We start from the raw sequence: 18,337 nt of genomic DNA on the forward strand, positions 1-18,337 counted from the left end.
GGAGGAACCGCTTTTGGAATTCGACACTCTTGTGCTGGGCGCGGGCATCGTCGGCGTGTCCGCCGCGCTGCAGCTCCAGGCGCGCGACCTCGGCGTGTGCATCGTCGACCGCGACGAGCCGGGCAGCGGAACGAGCTTCGGCAACGCGGGCCTGATCGAGCGCTCCAGCGTCATCCCGTATGCCTTCCCGCGCGGCTTTGGCCGTCTGCTGCGTTACGCGATGAACGGCGAGCCGGACGTGCGCTATGAGCCGGCGTTTTTGCCGCGCATTGCCGGGTGGCTGTTTCGCTACTGGCGCAACTCGAACGCGCAGAACCTGCGCAAGGCCACGGCGGCGATGCTGCCGCTCGTGGAGCGCTGCGTCGAGGAGCACGATGCGCTGGTGGCGCGCGCGCAGCTCGAAGCGCTGGTGTCCTCGCGTGGCTGGATCGAGCTCTATCGCGACCGCGACGCGCTGGCCGCGGGGCAGCGCGAGGCGCGCGCGCTCGACGGCTATGGCCTCGACTTCGACCTGCTCGATGCCAGGGCGCTACGCGCGCTGGAACCGGGACTGAAGGACACCGTTGCGGGCGGGGTGCACTGGAACGATCCGAAGACCGTGCGCGACCCCGGCGCGCTGGTGAGGGGCTATGCGGCGCTGTTCGAGCGCGGCGGCGGGCGCATCGTGCGCGGGGACGCGCGCACGCTCACGCGCGACGGCAGCACCTGGTTCGTGCAAACGCGCGAGGGAACCGTGTGCGCGAAAGACGTGGTGCTCGCGCTTGGCGCCGATTCGGCCGAAGTCTACGAGCCGCTTGGCTATCGGGTCCCGCTCGCCGTCAAGCGTGGCTATCACCTGCATTACCGCGCGCCGGAAGGCGTGATGCCGCAGCGTCCGCTGTGCGACGTGGCGGGCGGCTACGTGCTGGCGCCGATGAACGCGGGCATCCGCCTGACGACCGGCATCGAATTCGCGGCACCGGCCGCGCCCGCGAACCGGGTGCAATTGCAGCGCGCGGAGGCCATCGCGCGAACGCTCTTCGATCTCGGCGAGCCGATTGAAGCCGAGCCGTGGCTGGGCCGCCGGCCCTGTTTGCCGGACATGTGTCCGGTGATCGGTCCCGCGCCGCATCATCCCGGGCTGTGGTTCGACTTTGGCCACGCGCATCACGGCTTGACGCTGGGCCCGGTGACGGGACGCCTGATCGCCGATCTCGTGACCGGCGCGAAGCCCTTTACCGATCCCGCGCCCTACAGCGTGGCCCGTTTTAGCTAAACCGCGGTTAAACCACGGCTAAACCGCGAACCGACGCGCGGCGCACGGCGCCGCTCGATCGGCGATTGAATCCGAAGAGGGCACTTTCATGCTATCCACCGAAGCAGAAGCAGTCCGCGCGACGAATAACGCTGCGCCCCGCGAACTGGCCGTGCAGATCCATGGCCTCGAGAAATACTACGGCACGCACAAGGTGCTCGACGGCATCAGCCTCGATGTCCGTGCGGGTGAGCGCGTGGTGATTTGCGGACCGTCCGGCTCGGGCAAGTCAACGCTGATCCGCTGCATCAACCAGCTCGAGCACGGCAGCGGCGGCACGATCCGCTTGCGTGGCTGCGAGTTGCAGAAGGAGGGGGCGCGCACGCGCGAGGCGCTGCGCGACGTCGGCATGGTGTTCCAGCACTTCAACCTGTTTCCGCACATGACGGTGCTGGAAAATTGCGTGCTCGCGCCGATGTCGGTGCGCGGCCTCTCTCGTGCGCAGGCCACCGAGCGGGCCCACGTGCTGCTGCAGCGAGTGGGCATTGCCGCTCACGCGCACAAGTATCCCTCGCAGCTTTCGGGGGGCCAGCAGCAGCGCGTGGCGATTGCGCGCGCGCTCTGCATGGAGCCGAAGATCATGCTGTTCGACGAGCCGACTTCGGCGCTCGACCCGGAGATGGTGGGCGAAGTGCTCGACGCGATGGTCGAGCTCGCGAAAACCGGCATGACGATGCTGTGCGTGACGCACGAGATGGGATTCGCGCGCAAGGTCGCCGAGCGTGTGCTGTTTCTCGAAGGCGGCAAGATCGTCGAAGACAGCCCATCGGCGCAGTTCTTCGACGCGCCGCGCAGTGCGCGGGCCAAGGCGTTTCTCTCGCAGATTCGCCACTGACGCGGCGCGCGGGGCTCTGGCGCTGGCGCCGGGTGTCGGAAGGCGCGCCCTCCGACACCCTTGGCCTTAGCCGCGAATGAACGCGAGCAGATCGGCGTTGATCGTCTCGGCGTTGCTGGTGGGCATGCCGTGCGGGAAGCCCGGATAGATCTTCAGGGTGCTGTTCTTCGCCAGCTTCGCGGACAGGACACCCGAGTCCTCATAGGGGACGATCTGGTCGTCGTCGCCATGCATCACCAAAACCGGGATCGTGGTGCTCTTCAGGTCTTCGGTGAAGTCGGTCTGCGAGAAGGCGACGATGCCGTCATAGTGCGCCTTGGCGCTGCCCATCATGCCCTGGCGCCACCAGTTCCAGATCACGCCTTGCGAAGGCGTCGCGCCGGCGCGGTTGTAGCCGTAGAAGGGGCCGGCCGGAACGTCGTAATAGAACTGCGCGCGGTTGGCCGCGAGCTGGGCCTGGAGGTCGTCGAAGACCTGCTTGGGGAGGCCGCCCGGATTGCCCTCGGTCTTCACCATCAGCGGCGGCACGGCGCTGATCAGCACCGCCTTGGAGACGCGGTCTTCGCCATGGCGGGCCACGTAGTGGATGACCTCGCCGCCGCCCGTGGAATGGCCGACATGGACCGCTTTCTGCACGCCAAGGTGGTTCACGACAGCCGCCACGTCATCGGCGTAATGGTCCATGTCGTGGCCGTCCCACACCTGGCTGGAGCGCCCATGGCCGCGACGGTCATGCGCGACCACCCGGTAGCCTTGCGCCAGAAAAAACAGCATCTGCGCATCCCAATCGTCGGCGCTGAGCGGCCAGCCGTGATGGAAGAAGATCACCTGCGCGTCGCGCGGACCCCAGTCCTTGTAGAAGATCTCAACGCCATCCTTCGTCGTCACGTAACCCATGTTCGTTTCTCCTGGTTAATGCGTAGGCATTCAATCAGCGATGTGCTTCCAGACGGTTACAGCTACGGCACGGCCCTGACGACGCGGCACAGAATTTGCAAACATCCCTGCGGACATTCATTCGTCTAACCGGTTGACCGGTCGGCGTCGTCGAGCCAGCAAACACTCTAAGATTAAAGCTAACCTTAATGTCAATAACTTTTCGGGCGCGATATCTATCCGCATCCGGACGCTTGACCTTCAAGCTGAGTTGAATCTTAAAGTGCTGGCTGAAACGCTGTATGTTGGCGTGCCGGGTCAAACTTGGAGAAGGGTCAGCGAATATGGACAGGCGGTATACACGCGTCGAATTTGGACCGCACACGGTTGAAGTGCCGGAAGGGGGCTACTACGACCGCTTCCGGATGAATCCAAACCTGGATGAAGTGGCGCGGGACCCTCGCGCGGGGAACATCGACTATTTCAGAAGGATTCCGAAGCAACTGCTCGACTCGCGCGTCGGTCCCACGTGGGCGCCCAACTTCTACTATCGCACCAGCAATATCCAGCTGCTGTTTCTCGCGCCCTTGTCGCGGCTGCGGGCGATGCTGCCGACGCCGCTCGAGCCGCTGCGCGCGTTCCCGGGCTTCGGGCTGGTGGCGCTGAACTTCTTTTCGTATGCGGTTTGCGATAACGATCCGTATGACGAAGTCTCCATCGCGGTCGTGATCCGCCGGCCCGGCGCGCGTGGGTCCCATGCGCTGGAGCTGCGCGATTCCATGCGGCGTCGAAGTTTCCACGCTCATGTGCTGGCGCTGCCCGTCAGCACGGAAATCGCGCGCGTGCGCGGCGTGTACGGCTATCAGCTGCCCAAGTGGCGCGCCGAGATCGATGTGAGCATCGGCGCCGACGTGAGGGCCCGGATTGCCGGCCCGGGCGGCGCACCGGACCTGAGCTTGAGCGCGCCGCTGCCGGCCTTGCGCAATGTCGTGCCTCAATCGCATATGGGCACGACGACGATGGTCAATAAAGTCGATGGGCAATGGCATCAGGCCACCGTGCAGACCAATACACTATCGTTCGCTCAACGCCTGTTCCCGCGCAACGTGACCGTGTCGCGCAATGGCGGCCCGCTGAGCAAGTTGCTCGACGGGCTGGGCGCCTCGACCATCGTGCGTCTCGATGTGGTCAAGGACGCACAGATCGTGCTGAATCTGCCAACGCCATTGAGGGCTTTCGATCGTGCCGGAGCGTGAGCGGGGCGGTGTGAATGCCCACTCTTTCCACCCGCAGCCCACGTAAGGAAACGTTCATGACCGCCCCGAGCTATGACATCGTCGTGTTTGGTGCCACCAGCTTCGTTGGCCAGATCCTGACGCGTTACCTGGCCGAGCACCTCGCCGGCCAGGCCGAATCTTTGCGCTGGGCCATCGCGGGCCGCTCCGAAGCGAAGCTCAACGACCTCAAGCGCTCGCTGGGCGCAGCGGGGCGATCCCTGCCCATCATCGTCGCGGACGCGGGCAACGAAACACAGTTGCGCGCGCTGTGTGCGCAGGCGCGCGTGGTCGTCTCCACGGTGGGCCCCTATGCGCTCTATGGCGAGCCGCTCGTCAAGGTTTGCGTAGAGAGCGGCACCGATTACTGCGATCTCACTGGCGAGACCCAGTGGATCAAAAGAATGATCGAGAAGTATGAGCCAGCGGCCCGGAAAACCGGGGCGCGCATCGTGCATTGCTGCGGCTTCGACTCGGTCCCCTCGGACATGGGCGTGTGGTTCTTGCAGCAACAGGCGAGGCGGCAATGGGGCGTGCCGGCGACCCACGTCAAGATGCGCCTCAAGACCCTCAAGGGCGGCGCGTCGGGCGGCACGGGCGCCAGCGTGATCAACGTGGTCAAGGAGGCGGCCGCCGATCCGTCCTTGCGCAAGGAACTCGTCAATCCCTATGCGCTCTGCCCCAAAGGTCACGGCTTCCAGGCGCGCCAGCACTACGTCAAGTCCGCGGAGTTCGATGGCGCGTTCGACGCATGGATCGCCCCGTTCGTGATGGCGGCCATCAACGAGCGGGTGGTTCATCGGTCCAATGCGCTCTCTGGCAATGCCTATGGCAGCCACTTCACCTATGACGAAGCGATATTGACCGGCCGAGGCCTGAAGGGGCGACTGAAAGCTCTGGCCACGGTGGCAGGGCTGGGGGCGTTCATGGCGGGCATCTTGATCGGCCCGGTTCGCGGCCTGATGCAACGCTTCCTGTTGCCCAAGCCCGGCGAAGGCCCAAGCCCCGAGGTGCAATTGGCAGGCCGCTACGATTTGCGGTTTTTCGGCCAAACCGACGACGGCCAGACGTTGCGCGTGAAAGTGACCGGGGATCGCGATCCCGGCTACGGCTCGACCGGCAAGATGCTGGGCCAGGCGGCGATCAGTCTCGCGCGGGATCTCGTTGAGGACGGCGTCAAGGTGGGGCGTGCCGGCGGCTTCTGGACACCGGCGACCCTGTTCGACGCGCGCTTCATCGAGCGTCTGACGCGCCACGCCGGATTGCGCTTCGAGCGGATATGAGGTGTCACGCGCCGCCTTCGTCCTCCGGGCGATATGCTGCATGCGCGCCAACCGTCAAAGGAGTGCGGCAACCTGTTCGGCCGTCGCCTTGGCGGATTGCGGATTCTGCCCCGTCACGAGCCGGCCATCGGTGACGACCTTCGAGACGAACGGCAGCAGCGCTTTCTCGTAGAGCGCGCCGCGCCGCTTCATCTCCTCCTCGGCGTTGTAGGGCACTTTGCTGGCGACACCGGCGAGCACTTCCTCCACCCACGAGTAGCCGGTCACACGGCGACCGGCCACCAACAGCGTGCCGTCCGAGAGCGTCGTGTTGAGCAGGCCGCAGTAACCATGGCAGACCGACGAGACCACGCCGCCGCGCTCGTAGATCTCCCGTGTGATCCGCTGCAAGCCGGCATCGTCGGGGAAGTCCCACATGACGGCGTGGCCGCCCGTGTAATAGATCGCGTCGAACTCGGCCGAATCGATCTGATCGGGGCGCGCGGTCGTGGCCAGCAGCGCCTGGCGGTCCTTGTCGGTCAGCCATTGCTTCACGGAGGCATCGGCCAGCGGCCATTTGAGCGAGCGCGGCTCGAGCGGCGAGACGCCGCCCTTCGGGCTCACGAGACGCTGCTCAAACCCCTGCTCGGCGAAGATGTGCCAGGCATGCGTCAGCTCGGATAGCCAGAGGCCGGTCGGCTCGGCCTGATCGGCATAGTTGGCGACGTTGCTGACGACATGAAGTACGCGCTTGGTCATGTTGGAGCTTCCTTTCGATCGGCCACTGGGACCCGCATTCACAACCATAACGTTGAAGTCAAGCTGAAGGTCAAGGTCTTTCGGGGCTTCGGCCGCTTGCGGCGGACGCGCCGGACAGCAGGCCGTCCAGCAGCGTCGTGAGGGCATCTTCGATGGCGTGATCGCCCACCTTCTCGGGCACCAGCCGGCCGTCGATCGCGAGCATCGTCAGGCCATGCAGGTGCGCCCAGCATGCCGTGGCCTGGCCGAGCGCGGAGCGCGAACGAATCGTGCCCTCGCGCTGGCCGCGCTCGAGGACTTCGATGACCAGCCGGAAGGGCGCCTGCGTACGCGCATCGAGATGGATATCGGAAGGCTCGCCGGCATCCGCATTGAACATCAGACGATAAAGATCCGGGTTCTCGGCGCCGAAGCCCAGATGCGCATAGCCCAGCGCCTGCAAGCACGCGGGCGCATCCGCAGCCGGATCGAGCGCAGCAACGAGCGCCTCGCGCAGACGGTCGAAGCCGATCAGGGCCAGCTCATGGAGCAACGCCGTCTTGTCCGGGAAGTGCCGATAGGGCGCGGAGTGGCTGACATCGGCACGCCGGGCGATCTCGCGCAGCGTGAACTGCCAGCCCTTTTGCTCCTGGAGCATGTCGAGGGCCGTGTCGATGATCGCGCGCCGCAAATCGCCGTGGTGATAGGGCTTCTGCTCCATGGGCGCATCTGACGTCATAGGGATTATGCGAATGTTGACAAGAGACACATTCTGCTCCTACCATCCCGAATCATCAAGTAGACGCTGTCTACATTCCGGTAATCTCGTGAGGTGCACGATGACCATTCCCGCAGAATCCATTCACGGCCTCGACGCGGCAGATTTGCTGGCCCGTCAGCGCAGCGCGTTCCTCAAGGAAGCACCGCCAAGCCTCGCCGAGCGCAAGGCGCGGCTTGCCCGGCTGCGTGCCACGGTGCTCGCGTGGCGCAACGAAGTGAAAGAGGCGATCAGCGCCGATTTCGGCCATCGCTCGCGCCACGAGACGGACATCATGGAAACGGCCGGCGTGGTCCAGTCGATCGACTACCTGACGCGCAACCTGAGCCGCTTCATGAAGGCCGAGCACCGGCACGTCGGGTTCGTCTATCGCTCAGGCCACGCCCGGGTGGAATACCAGCCGAAGGGTGTCGTCGGGGTGATGGCGCCGTGGAACTACCCGTTCTCGCTGACGTTCATTCCGCTCGCGACCGCGCTCGCGGCCGGCAACCGCGTGATGCTCAAGCCCTCGGAATTGACGCCGCGCACCAGCGAGGTCATCCAGCGCATGCTCGCGGATACCTTCCCGGCCGACGAAGTGGCTGTCGTGCTCGGCGGGCCGGAAGTCGGCGCGGCCTTCAGCAACTTGCCGTTCGATCATCTGCTGTTCACGGGCAGCACGCAGGTCGGCCGCAAGGTCATGAAGGCGGCCAGCGAGAACCTGGTGCCGGTGACGCTCGAGCTTGGCGGCAAGAGCCCCGCCATCGTCGCGCGCGGCCACGTCGACGAACGGACCATGGGCAGCATCGTCTTCGGCAAGCTGGCCAATGCCGGGCAGACTTGCGTGGCGCCTGACTACGCGCTCGTCCACGAGGACGATCTCCAGGCCTTTGTCGCGCAGTTCGATGCGATGGTGGCGCGCACTTATCCCGAGGGGCCGACCAGCAAGGACTACACGTCGATCGTCAGCGACAGGCATTACGCGCGGCTCGTCGGTCTCGTCGACGAGGCCCGGCGCCGCGGCGCGCGCGTGATCGAGGCGGGTGTGAGACCGGGCAGCGCCGCTAACCGCGTGCGCACGCTCGCGCCCACGCTCGTCGTTGGGGCCAGCGACGAATGCGCCGTCATGCAGGAAGAGATCTTCGGCCCGATCCTGCCGGTACGCACGTATCGCACCATGGACGAGGTGATCGACTATGTGAACGCGCGTCCGCGTCCACTCGCGCTCTACTATTTCGGCAACGAGGACGATGCGTGCGAGACGCTGCTCAAGCGCACGACCTCGGGCAATACCGGCATCAACAACACGCTCTTGCACGTGGCCCAGGACGACCTGCCGTTCGGCGGCGTCGGGCCGAGCGGCATGGGGGCTTACCACGGCATCGAGGGCTTTCGCGCGATGAGCCACGCGAAGGGGGTCTTCGTTCAGGGGCGCTGGAACCTTCCCAGCCTGCTGCGGGCACCGTTCGGCAAGGTGGCGGATCTGGCGCTGAAGTTCACGCTGGGAGCGAATCGTCCTCGCCGTCGCTAGAGAGTGAGCGACGCTTTGCGGCTGGCGCTGCGCTCTCGCTCGACACGCGCTCAGGGATCAAATCAGCATCTTCAATGTCTCGAACAACGCGAGATCATCTTTCTTCGCTGAGCGCGCGTGCCGCCGGATCACCTTCACCAGGCACTCGACGAAACAGACGGCGGCATTGCTCAGGGTGCTGTTGCGCCGGGTGACGACACTCAGTTGTCGGGGCTCGAACTGCTCGCGCAGCGCGAGCGGAAGGAGCCTGCCGCGCAACGGCGGGACCCGGCACAGGACCGTTGGGCTCCACGTGCACATGTCGGCGTGCTCGACCATCATCTGCAGCATCGCGACTGATTGCGCGCGTACGATCCGGCGCTCGTCGATCCGTGCGCCGTTTCGCGTGAAGAGATAGTCGATCAAGCCGGCCTGACCGTCGGGCGCGAAGTTGAGCACCCAGTCGTGATCGAGCAGCTCATGTAGCGAGCGCGCGTGTGCGAGCGGGTGGCCGGCGCGCACCATCACCGACGACTCATAGGTCAGCACCGGCTCGCAGACGAACTCTTGCACGCCGGCTGCCGCCTGCCATTGTCCGATCGCGAAATCCATGCTCCCGTCGCGCAGATGCGGCTGGGCCACCGACATCAGCCCCTCGAGCAGCTCCAGCCGGATCCCTGGCATCAGCTTGCGAAACAGCAGCACGGTCTCGGCAAGGAACGTGAGCGTCACCCATGGCGTCACGCCAACCATGAGCCGTCCTTCCACACGCCCGCGCAAGCGCTCGAGGTCGCTGTGCGCGTGCTCGAGCTGGTTGAGCACGAGCCGTGCATGGGTGAGCAAGACCTTGCCGTGCTCTGTAAAACCGATGCCCTCGGGGGCACGCACGAGGAGCGGCAGCTTTTCGGTTTCTTCCAGTTCGCGCAGTGCCCGCGTGACGGCCGCCTGCGAGAGGCCGAGTGCACGCGCCGCGCCGCGGATGCTGCCTGCGTCTGCGCTCGCCACGAGCGCTTCGAGTTGATGGAGCTTCATAGCCCGACGCCAGTAGGTGACAACGAATGGTTGTCATCATAACAAACGCGCGGCTGTTCCCCGGCTTTTTCGCTGCATACGATCCGCTTCATGGTGGGTTGTGGCCGTGACCCGTGCAAGACGGGCACGGCGCCGATATGTCTGAACGCATGGGGGGACAGTGGAGCAAATAGGGGTACTACCGGAAATCGCGGCGATCGAGGACGAGGTGATCGAGATTCGCCGTCGGCTGCACGCGCATCCTGAGCTCGGTTTTCAGGAGCATGCGACCAGTGAACTGGTCGCGAGCCTGCTCGCCGGATGGGGCTACGACGTGACGCGCGGCGTTGGGGGGACGGGGGTGGTCGGGGTGCTCGAGCGCGGTCACGGCCGGCGCCTGGGCTTGCGTGCCGACATGGACGCGCTGCCCATCCAGGAACGCACACATTTGCCTTACGTCAGCCGAACCGACGGAGTCATGCACGCGTGCGGGCACGACGGCCATACGGCGATGTTGCTCGCGGCGGCGCGCTGCCTCGCGCAACGCACGGACTGGCGAGGGACCTTGAACCTGATTTTCCAGCCCGCCGAAGAGGGCTTGGGCGGCGCGCGCAAAATGATCGAGGACGGCCTCTTCGAGCGCTTCCCATGCGATGCCGTGTTTGCCATGCACAACGTGCCCGGGTTTCCCGCCGGGCGCCTCGGGTTCCGGAGCGGGCCTTTCATGGCGTCGGCCGACGAGGTGACGATCCGTGTGGTGGGACGGGGCGGCCATGGGGCGTCGCCGCAGCAGACGATCGACCCGGTTGTCGTCTGCGCGTCGATCGTCATGGCGTTGCAGAGCATCGTCGCGCGCAACGTCGATCCCCGGGAGCAGGCGGTCGTCACCGTCGGCGCGATTCACGCGGGCACCGCGTCCAACGTGATTGCGCCCCACGCAGACCTGCTGTTGAGCGTGCGTGCGCTCTCACCAGAAGTCCGCGCGTTGCTGGAGAAACGCATCTGTGAGATCGCGCGAGGGCAGGCGGCCAGCTACGGTGCTCAAGTGGAGATTGACTACCAGCGCACTTACCCCGTGCTCGTGAACCACGCTGATGAGACCGAATTCGCGCGGCAGGTGGCGATGGACTACGGCGGCGCGCAGGCGCTGATCGAGAACCTGCACCCGCTCATGGCCAGCGAGGATTTCGCCTGCATGCTGGAACGTTGCCCGGGGAGCTATCTGTCGATCGGCAACGGCGACACTCAGGGCGGCTGTGGGCTGCATCACCCCGAATACGATTTCAACGACGACATTCTTGCGATCGGCGCGAGCTTTTGGGTCAGGCTTGCGCAGCGCGCCCTGCAATGAACGTCATACAAGGTTTGACCACGGCATTACATCGACAACAGGAGAGACATCAATGAAGAAGTGGACAATGGCATGGTCGCTGGCTTGCGTGGCCATGGCGGCCTCCGCACACTCGGCGGACTTCAGCGGCAAGGAAATCCGGCTCGCGGTCGACCCGACCTATCCGCCGCTCGAGTACAAGACGCCCGACGGCAAGCTGACGGGATTTGGCGTCGACATCGCGAACGCACTGTGTGCGCAGATGCATGCGAAGTGCGTCTGGGTGGAGACCAGTTTCGACGGCATGATCCCGGGCCTGCTCGCACGCAAGTTCGACGTGATCTCGTCGTCCATGACGATCACGCCCAAGCGCATGGAGCAGATTGCGTTCTCGAACAAGATTTCGAATGCGCCCGCCCGCCTCGTGGTGCGCCGCGGCTCCTCGCTGCTGCCTGACCCCGCATCGCTCAAGGGCAAGCGCGTGGGCGTCGAGCAGGGCACGAGTCAGGAAGACTACGCACGCGCCAGGTGGCAACCGGTTGGCGTGGAGATTGTCGCCTACCAGAACCAGGACCAGGTCTACGCCGATCTGGTTTCCGGACGGATCGATGCCGCGTTCCAGGCCTCCATTGAAGCCAGTGACGGCTTTCTGAAGAAGCCTGAAGGCAAGGACTTCGAGTTCGCGGGGCCGGCCATGGACGACCCGAAGTATTTCGGCCAGGGCGACGGGCTCGGTCTGCGCAAGCAGGACGTGGAGTTGCGCGACGCATTCAATCAGGCGCTCGCCGAGATTCTCGCCAACGGCACCTACGCGCGCATCAACAAGAAGTATTTCGACTTCGACATTTACGGCACGAAGTAACGGAGCGAAGCGCGCTCGCGCGAGAGACCGGCCCGCAGGCGGTGAGTCCAGTTCGACGAATGGCCTGCGGTGTAGTTAGTAACCCTGAATAATGGAAACCAGATGAGAAAAATTGTATCGGCGGCCTTGCTGTGCGGCGCGGCCATGCCTGCATTCGCGCAGAACTCGGTGACGCTCTATGGCGTGATCGACGAGGGGATCGATTTCACCAACAACGCGGGCGGCCACCAGGTCTATGAAATGACGAGCGGCTACGCGCAAGGGAGCCGTTGGGGCTTGAAGGGCACCGAAGACCTGGGGGGCGGCCTGAGCACCGTCTTTCAGCTCGAAAACGGCTTCAACGCCGGCAATGGCGCGCTTGCGCAGGGAGGGCGCATGTTCGGCCGTCAGGCGTTCGTGGGTCTTGCCAGCGAGCGCTACGGCACGCTCACGTTGGGCCGCCAGTACGATTCCGTGGTCGACTATCTTGCACAGACCACGGCGAACGGGAACTGGGGCGGCTACCTGTTCTCGCACCCTTATGACAACGACAATACGGACAACACGTTCCGCTTGAACAACACGGTCAAATACGCGAGCCCGACGCTCGGAGGCTTCTCGTTTGGCGGCACGTATAGCTTCAGCAACGACACGGGGTTCGCGAACAACCGTGCGATGAGCGCTGGCGCGCAATACGCGGCTGGCGGCTGGCTCCTTGCCGCCGCTTACCTCAGAGCCGACAATCCGACCACGAACTCGGGCGGTGCCATTGCAGGCGCAGGCGGGTCGCTCGGCCCCGACGGCAATTTCGTTTCGTCCACGCTGCAGATCTTCGGGGCGGGCGTCAACTACACGGTGGGCCCGGCGACTATCGGCTTCGCCTACACGAACACGCAGATCGATCACCCCACGGCGAATGTCGGCTATCTGAGCGGCACGGAAACGATCCAGCCGGTCGCCGGTGCGCTGGCGGGCGGCACGCTCAACGCGCTGAAGTATCAGAACTTCGAGCTCAACGGCAAATACCAGTTCACGCCTGCCTTCTTCGTCGGCGCGGCGTACACCTATACGCTCGAACGTTACGAGGCGACAACGGGCACGGTGAAGCCGGGCATTCACATGTTCGGTCTGATGGCCGACTACAACTTGTCGAAGCGCACGGACGTCTACTTGCAAGGGGTCTATCAGCTCGTGACCGGCGACGCAACGGGCTCGTCACTCGATCGCGCCTATGTGCCCGGCGCGCAGGACCTTTCGTCGACGTCGCGGCAACTGGCCGTGCGCGCTGCGCTTCGCCATACCTTCTGATGTCGGGGCGCGCCAATCTGCTGCGCGCGCCTCAATAGCTCGGCACCCTGCTGGGCTGCGGGCGCAGCAGCAGATAAAAGGCCGTAACGTGCGTAATCATCAGCAGCGGCACGTAGATGACCGGAATCGCGTACGTGGCGCCCAGCTCTCCCGCATGCGCGGGAAGGCCGACCTGGACCGCGTGGTAGTAGTCGAGCAGGAGATCGGTCGTGCCCGCAACATTGAAGGCTACGACGAACAGCCAGAAGACCGCCCGTACGCGTGCCGTGAGCAGCGCCAGTATCGCCAGCACGCCCGTTGCGAAGTCGCCCCAGGCGGCGAACGCGGCGAAGCTGGCGGGCAGCTCGGGACTGACGACGCCGGGCAGGATGAAGACCAGCCCGAAGAACCGGAAGCTGTGCAAGGTGGCGATTGCGCGTTGCGCGTCGAACGGGTCCATCGACTTGAGCTTTGGCCAGATGTAAGCGCCAAAGCACAGCAGCCAGGCAACGTAGCCCAGAACGAGATGCAACTGGAAGAGAAACTGCGTAGTCATGTCACCTCCTGTCTGGCGTGGCCAGGCGTATGAACGAAAAAAGGAAAAGGGATCAGCGCGCGCGCCGGCGGATCAACTGGCGCAGCGACAGCGCGTGCAGCAGGATCGAGCCTGGCACCACAAAGGCCGGGGTCAGCACATACGGATAAGCACCGGCGTTAATGCCCGGCATAGCCGGAACGATCAGCTGGAACCGGCCCGGCGCGGTGATCAGCCCCAACGTAATCGCGACGGCAAAGTCGGCGAGGCCCAGAATGTTCCAGGCGAGCGCCGCCCTGCGGCCTTGCGCCGTGCCGCTTGCGAGCGCGATGGCCACGGGCGCGGCGAACAGGCCCGTCAGCAGGTCGCCCGTTCCAGCGGGCAATGCGAACACGCCGGGCAGCTCGCCATGCAGCCAGGCCGCGAGCGCCCAGCTGCCGAACACCCGGTAAAACTGCAGCCCGACGAGCCAGGCCGCGGGCATCGCGTCGAGCACCTTGCCCACCCGCTTCGAGAACAGCAACAGCGGCACGCCGACGATGACCGGCAGGAAGATCGCCATCGGTAGCAACGGCAGCAGGGGAGGGACGGCGCTCAGGCGAAACGCGCCGTGGATCGCCGCGCTCCAGACGATTGCGAACCAAAGCGTGTGCGGGATGAGAACCGCAACCCAGGTCGTGAGGCGTTGGCGCGGCGTGAGGTCGGTGCTTGCGAGGCCGAGCCACAAGCCGAGTGCGATGAATACCTGGGCGATCAACTGGTGCGCCGTGGTTTGAAAGCCGCTGGCCGGAATGATGGGCTGCCAGTAGATCAATGCAATCCACAGCAGCGTCAACGGCGCGAGCCACAGCAGGACGCGCCAGGCGGGGCGCGGCGCGACCGTGCCGGCGAAAACGGGGGAGGCGTTCATCAGCGGTGCTCCTCATGAATGCTGGTGCCAGGTGTACCATCGATCTGCGTGAGCGACTATTCATCACAATGTTGACGGGCTATGAAGCAGAACTTCACAGTCAGGCAGGGCGCACTCGATGGCGTGGAGGCATTCCTGAGCGTTGCGAGGCATCGCAGCTTTCGCAAGGCCGCGGCGGAGCTCGGGGTGACGCCGTCGGCCATCAGCCAGGCCGTGCGGGTGCTCGAAGAGCGCATTGGCGCGGCGCTCTTCACACGCACCACGCGCAGCGTCGGCCTGACCGAAGCCGGCGAGCGGTTTTTTTCTCGCGCGAAGCCCGCTTTCGAGGAGCTCGTTGCCGCCAGCGAGGTGGCGCGCGGACTTGGTCAGCGGCCCGCTGGGTTGTTGCGCCTCTCGGTGCCGCGCGCGATCGTGCCGATCCTGCTGGAGCCGCTGATCGCGTCGTTTTGCAAGGCTTATCCCGAGGTCGAGGTGGAGATCGCCGCCAGTAAGGAGCTGGTCGATCTCGCGGCGGAAGGGTTCGATGCCGGCATCCGGTTGGGCCAGTTCGTGGAAGCCGACATGGTGGCGGTGCCGATGACACCGCCGTTTCATCTCGTCGTGGTTGGGAGTCCTGCCTATCTGGCGGAGCGCGGGAGGCCCACGCATCCGGACGATTTGCGCGAGCACGCCTGCCTGCGCTGGCGGCGCTCCAACGGCGCGCTCGCGCTATGGTCGTTCAACGATAAGGATAAGGACAGCGACGGCAACGCGATCGAGATCGAGATCGCCGTATCCGGTCCGCTCATCGCCAGTGACTTTCCCACCATGCTTGGCGCGGCAGTAGAAGGCCTGGGCCTTGCGCAGCTCCCTGAGCCGCTGGCTGCGAGCGCGCTGAAAGCGGGCAAGCTGATGCCCGTGCTTCAGGCGTACGCGCCGATGATGCCCGGCGTGTTTCTCTGCTATCCGGGCCGCCGGCAGATCATGCCGAAGCTGCGGGCGTTCATCGATCATGTGAAGAGCCGCACCGCGGGCGATGGCAAGGTTCAGGCGGGCGTTGCCGCGAAGCGCGCCAGATCGCGCAATGGCGGCTGAGCACTCACAGCCCGGTCTTGCGGTGCGCCATGTACGCCAGATAATCGATGATCAACGTGATCTCGCGATCGCTGAGCTGGTCGGGCGGGAAGGCGGGCATGGTCCGGCCGGGCCAGTCTCGCACCGATGCCGGATTGCGGATGTAGCGGCGCAATGCGGCGGGCTGGAAGTATTCGACGGGATTCATCGGCACGTTGAGATCGGGGCCGGTATTCGCGCTGCCCGCGTGGTTGAGCCGGTGGCAGGCGAGACACTGGGTGATGAACAGGCTTTGGCCCGCGCGGATGGGGTCGGTTGCCGGCAGCGACGCATCGACGGCGAGCGCCGGCCAGCGCGCGGAAGGCGACGGCTGCGTGGCGAGCCGCGCGATCTGGTAAGGCCACTGCTCGCTGCGCACCGATGCCGCTTGCTTGCCGATCCAGACCAGGTAGAACGGTCCCGCGCTGACCTTCTTGCCCGGCAGCGCCGGCCATGGCTGCGCCGGATCCTCCACGGCGAGCCATGCCACGGCCGTTGCGGGATCGCGGTTGCGCACGAGGTCCATCGGCAGTTGAGCGGCGAAGCCGTCGGTCGCGCGCGCTTCGAGGACGTTGTCCGCGGGTATCGTCGCGCCGTCGAGCAGGTCGGCCAGCGGCACGGCGCGGTAGGTCGTCGCCGTGCCGTAGGCGACATCGCGCGGGACGTGAATCTCGGTAGCATCGGCACGCCCCAGCAATGCGCTTTGGCTAAACGACTGGGTCTTGCCGGCAATCGTGAGTTCCATCGTGGGCTGCGCGGCCGCACAACGTCCGGCCAGGCCTATCGTCAGCAGCAGTGCCACCAGCAAGATGCGTATCGACATGTGTCCTCCATGGAAAGCGGCTAGGCGTCGTCCGGCGGTAGCGTGGCCCGACCGGCCGGTAAGGCGGGACATTTGCTAATATTCTCGCGACGCTAATACGTGTGGCCCAAGGCAGCATCATAATAGCCATGCCACGCGTTTTCGTTGCGTGTGTGTGACGCAACGCGCGACATCCCCCGAAGGCCAAATAATGGAACGTTCCGAGTACGCTCTTGAGGACACGGGCAACCTCGTGCTGCTCGAGCACGTCAACCTCACGATACCGGATCAGCGTCTTGCGACGGCGTTCTACGTCAGTGGGCTGGGACTCACGCGCGATCCCTATTTGATGACCGGCGTGACCAATATGTGGATCAATGTGGGCCGCTCACAGATTCACCTTCCGCAAGGCAATGCGCAGCGCCTGCGTGGACACGTCGGGCTGGTCGTGGGAGAGCGCGAGCCGCTGCTAGAACGGCTGTGCGCAGTTCAGCCGCTGCTCGATGGGACCGCATTCGGATGGGTGGAACGTGCCGACAGGGTAGAGGTGACGTGTCCATGGGGGAACCGCTACGACTGCCTCGATGCCGATGGTTCGCGAGGGACAGCACCGTGGTCGGGCCTCGATCTCGGCATCGCTTATGTGCATCTCGATGTCCCGGCCGGCTGCGCGGGATCGATTGCCGCCTTTTACCGTGAGGTGTTCGGTGTGCCAGCCGACGTTCGCGAGGGCGATGGCTTGCAGCAGGCGGTAATCGCCATCGGAACGCATCAGCAACTGGTCTTCGCGGAAACGCGCGCGGCGATTCCCGACTACGACGGCCACCATATCCAGATCTACGTCGCCAATTTTTCCGGACCCTATGCGCGGCTGGCTCAGCGCGGGCTCACGTATGGCGAGGAAGCCCATCAATATCGCTTTGCAAACCTCGTCGATCCCGTGAGCGGAGCGCACTGCTTCACGCTCGAACACGAGGTGCGCAGCCTGCGCCATCCGCTCTATGCGCGGCCGTTGGTGAACCGGAATCCCGACCAAAGCAACCGCGACTACCGCAGCGGCGGCGACACGCGCAGCGGCGTGTTCTAGCGTGGGCGTCAGGGCGCGGCGTTCGCGTTGCGCAGCGCGGCGCCGAAGATGCGGATCGCTTCCTGCGTGGCGGGGTCTCGCACGCGCGTATAAACGGCGATCTCGATTGGCGCGAGCGGCGGCAGTCCGAAGCGGTTGCCCACGTCCACCGCGCGCGGCGGACGCCCGCGCCGCGTCATCGGCGCGACCGCGAGTCCCGCCATGACCGCGGCACCAACGGTGCCGATGCCGCCGCCCACGAAGACCTCGGTCCATTTGATGCCGGCTTCGTCGAGCGCCTTCAGCGCATTGGTTCGGACTCCGCATGGTGCAGAAAGCGAAGCGATGCGCAGCGGTTCATTGGGATTGTGCTGCCACTGGGGCGCGGCAAACCAGCCGCAATGCTCGATGAAGAGGCGCTGGGCGTCGCGCCGCGCCGGGTCGCGCCGGGCGAAGGCGGCGTCGAGTTCGCCCGCGTCGTAGGCCTCGAGCATCTGGCTCGACGCGCCGATCTTGACCTCGACGCGCAACGTGGGGTCGTGGCTCGAGACGCGCGCGAGCAGCGGAATCAGCTCGTCGGCGGCGGTGTGATCGATGATGCCAAGACGCAGGCTGCGCTGCTCGCGCACGTCGATGGCCAGCGCGCGGTCGTGGGCGCTCAGCAGCTCGCGCGCGGCCGAGAGAAAGGCCACGCCTTCGGGCAGCAGCTGAATGTGCCGGGGCGTGCGCTCCAGCAGGCGCTTGCCGAGCCGCTCCTCGAGCCGCTTGATTTTCAGGCTGATGGCCGATTGCGTCGTGTCCTGCACCTCGGCGGCGCGCGTGAAGCTGCTGAGATCGGCGACGAGCACGAAGGCCTGCACGGCATCGAGGTCGAGCAGGCGAGCGGAAGGTTGATATCCCGTGCTCATGGCGATCTC

18 protein-coding genes are annotated in these 18,337 nt (G+C 65.3%); 10 read left to right on the forward strand and 8 right to left on the reverse strand.

The genetic code is table 11. The annotated features are described in order from the left end of the window. The first annotated feature begins 13 nt into the window (after window positions 1–13). Window positions 14–1,255 carry an NAD(P)/FAD-dependent oxidoreductase gene (locus E1956_RS34780; RefSeq protein WP_134757718.1) on the forward strand — a complete coding sequence of 414 codons (1,242 nt, stop codon included), beginning with the start codon at window positions 14–16 and terminating at the stop codon, window positions 1,253–1,255. 88 nt (window positions 1,256–1,343) lie between these two features. Further along, window positions 1,344–2,129 (forward strand): amino acid ABC transporter ATP-binding protein, encoded by a 786-nt coding sequence (locus E1956_RS34785; protein WP_134757720.1) that lies wholly within the window; start codon window positions 1,344–1,346, stop codon window positions 2,127–2,129. 66 nt (window positions 2,130–2,195) lie between these two features. On the opposite strand, the gene E1956_RS34790 is transcribed toward E1956_RS34785, so the two are convergent. Then, window positions 2,196–3,026, reverse strand: coding sequence for an alpha/beta fold hydrolase (locus E1956_RS34790; RefSeq protein ID WP_134757722.1), 831 nt, complete (start codon window positions 3,024–3,026; stop codon window positions 2,196–2,198). Between the two features lie 323 nt (window positions 3,027–3,349). Here E1956_RS34790 and E1956_RS34795 point away from each other — a divergent pair, with 323 nt between their 5' ends. Both E1956_RS34795 and E1956_RS34800 read left to right on the forward strand, forming a co-directional pair. After that, window positions 3,350–4,261 (forward strand): acetoacetate decarboxylase, encoded by a 912-nt coding sequence (locus E1956_RS34795; RefSeq protein ID WP_134757724.1) that lies wholly within the window; start codon window positions 3,350–3,352, stop codon window positions 4,259–4,261. Window positions 4,262–4,317: 56 nt separating this feature from the next. After that, entirely contained in the window at window positions 4,318–5,562 is a 1,245-nt protein-coding gene (locus E1956_RS34800) for a saccharopine dehydrogenase family protein (RefSeq protein ID WP_134757726.1), read from the forward strand. A gap of 54 nt (window positions 5,563–5,616) precedes the next feature. On the opposite strand, the gene E1956_RS34805 is transcribed toward E1956_RS34800, so the two are convergent. Both E1956_RS34805 and E1956_RS34810 read right to left on the reverse strand, forming a co-directional pair. Further along, window positions 5,617–6,300, reverse strand: a complete 684-nt coding sequence (locus tag E1956_RS34805) for a type 1 glutamine amidotransferase domain-containing protein (protein ID WP_134757728.1) — start codon at window positions 6,298–6,300, stop codon at window positions 5,617–5,619. A gap of 70 nt (window positions 6,301–6,370) precedes the next feature. Further along, window positions 6,371–7,018: a TetR/AcrR family transcriptional regulator gene (locus tag E1956_RS34810; protein WP_134757730.1), complete on the reverse strand. Its 648-nt coding sequence runs from the start codon at window positions 7,016–7,018 to the stop codon at window positions 6,371–6,373. Between the two features lie 100 nt (window positions 7,019–7,118). Here E1956_RS34810 and E1956_RS34815 point away from each other — a divergent pair, with 100 nt between their 5' ends. Continuing rightward, complete coding sequence (locus tag E1956_RS34815; RefSeq protein ID WP_134757732.1) at window positions 7,119–8,567, forward strand: coniferyl aldehyde dehydrogenase; 1,449 nt, start codon at window positions 7,119–7,121, stop codon at window positions 8,565–8,567. Between the two features lie 57 nt (window positions 8,568–8,624). Here the strand turns inward: E1956_RS34815 and E1956_RS34820 are convergent, their stop codons facing one another. Beyond that, the gene (locus E1956_RS34820; RefSeq protein ID WP_134757734.1) at window positions 8,625–9,578 is read right to left on the reverse strand and encodes a LysR substrate-binding domain-containing protein; all 954 of its coding nucleotides are present in this window, start codon (window positions 9,576–9,578) and stop codon (window positions 8,625–8,627) included. A 160-nt stretch (window positions 9,579–9,738) separates the two neighbouring features. On the opposite strand from E1956_RS34820, the gene E1956_RS34825 reads away from it, so the two are divergent. The 3 genes from E1956_RS34825 to E1956_RS34835 all read left to right on the forward strand — a co-directional run bounded on the left by E1956_RS34825 (window position 9,739) and on the right by E1956_RS34835 (window position 13,036). Further along, window positions 9,739–10,908: a M20 aminoacylase family protein gene (locus E1956_RS34825; protein ID WP_134757735.1), complete on the forward strand. Its 1,170-nt coding sequence runs from the start codon at window positions 9,739–9,741 to the stop codon at window positions 10,906–10,908. 52 nt (window positions 10,909–10,960) lie between these two features. Beyond that, window positions 10,961–11,749, forward strand: a complete 789-nt coding sequence (locus E1956_RS34830; protein WP_134757737.1) for an ABC transporter substrate-binding protein — start codon at window positions 10,961–10,963, stop codon at window positions 11,747–11,749. Between the two features lie 102 nt (window positions 11,750–11,851). Continuing rightward, complete coding sequence (locus E1956_RS34835) at window positions 11,852–13,036, forward strand: porin (protein WP_134757739.1); 1,185 nt, start codon at window positions 11,852–11,854, stop codon at window positions 13,034–13,036. A gap of 31 nt (window positions 13,037–13,067) precedes the next feature. Here the strand turns inward: E1956_RS34835 and E1956_RS34840 are convergent, their stop codons facing one another. Together E1956_RS34840 and E1956_RS34845 are read right to left on the reverse strand one after the other, a co-directional pair. Further along, entirely contained in the window at window positions 13,068–13,571 is a 504-nt protein-coding gene (locus E1956_RS34840; protein WP_134757741.1) for a hypothetical protein, read from the reverse strand. 52 nt (window positions 13,572–13,623) lie between these two features. Then, window positions 13,624–14,460, reverse strand: a complete 837-nt coding sequence (locus E1956_RS34845) for an MFS transporter (protein ID WP_134757743.1) — start codon at window positions 14,458–14,460, stop codon at window positions 13,624–13,626. Window positions 14,461–14,541: 81 nt separating this feature from the next. On the opposite strand from E1956_RS34845, the gene E1956_RS34850 reads away from it, so the two are divergent. Continuing rightward, entirely contained in the window at window positions 14,542–15,534 is a 993-nt protein-coding gene (locus E1956_RS34850) for a LysR family transcriptional regulator (RefSeq protein WP_134757745.1), read from the forward strand. Between the two features lie 4 nt (window positions 15,535–15,538). On the opposite strand, the gene E1956_RS34855 is transcribed toward E1956_RS34850, so the two are convergent. After that, a complete protein-coding gene (locus E1956_RS34855; RefSeq protein ID WP_134757747.1) occupies window positions 15,539–16,375 on the reverse strand; it encodes a c-type cytochrome in 837 nt (278 codons plus the stop codon). A gap of 190 nt (window positions 16,376–16,565) precedes the next feature. Here E1956_RS34855 and E1956_RS34860 point away from each other — a divergent pair, with 190 nt between their 5' ends. After that, complete coding sequence (locus E1956_RS34860; protein ID WP_134757749.1) at window positions 16,566–17,441, forward strand: VOC family protein; 876 nt, start codon at window positions 16,566–16,568, stop codon at window positions 17,439–17,441. An 8-nt stretch (window positions 17,442–17,449) separates the two neighbouring features. Here E1956_RS34860 and E1956_RS34865 read toward each other — a convergent pair whose 3' ends face one another. Then, on the reverse strand, window positions 17,450–18,328 hold the full coding sequence (locus tag E1956_RS34865; RefSeq protein WP_134757751.1) for a LysR substrate-binding domain-containing protein: 879 nt from the start codon (window positions 18,326–18,328) through the stop codon (window positions 17,450–17,452). Window positions 18,329–18,337 lie beyond the last annotated feature (9 nt).

The organism is Paraburkholderia pallida (assembly GCF_004524855.1).
GTDB lineage: Bacteria > Pseudomonadota > Gammaproteobacteria > Burkholderiales > Burkholderiaceae > Paraburkholderia > Paraburkholderia oxyphila.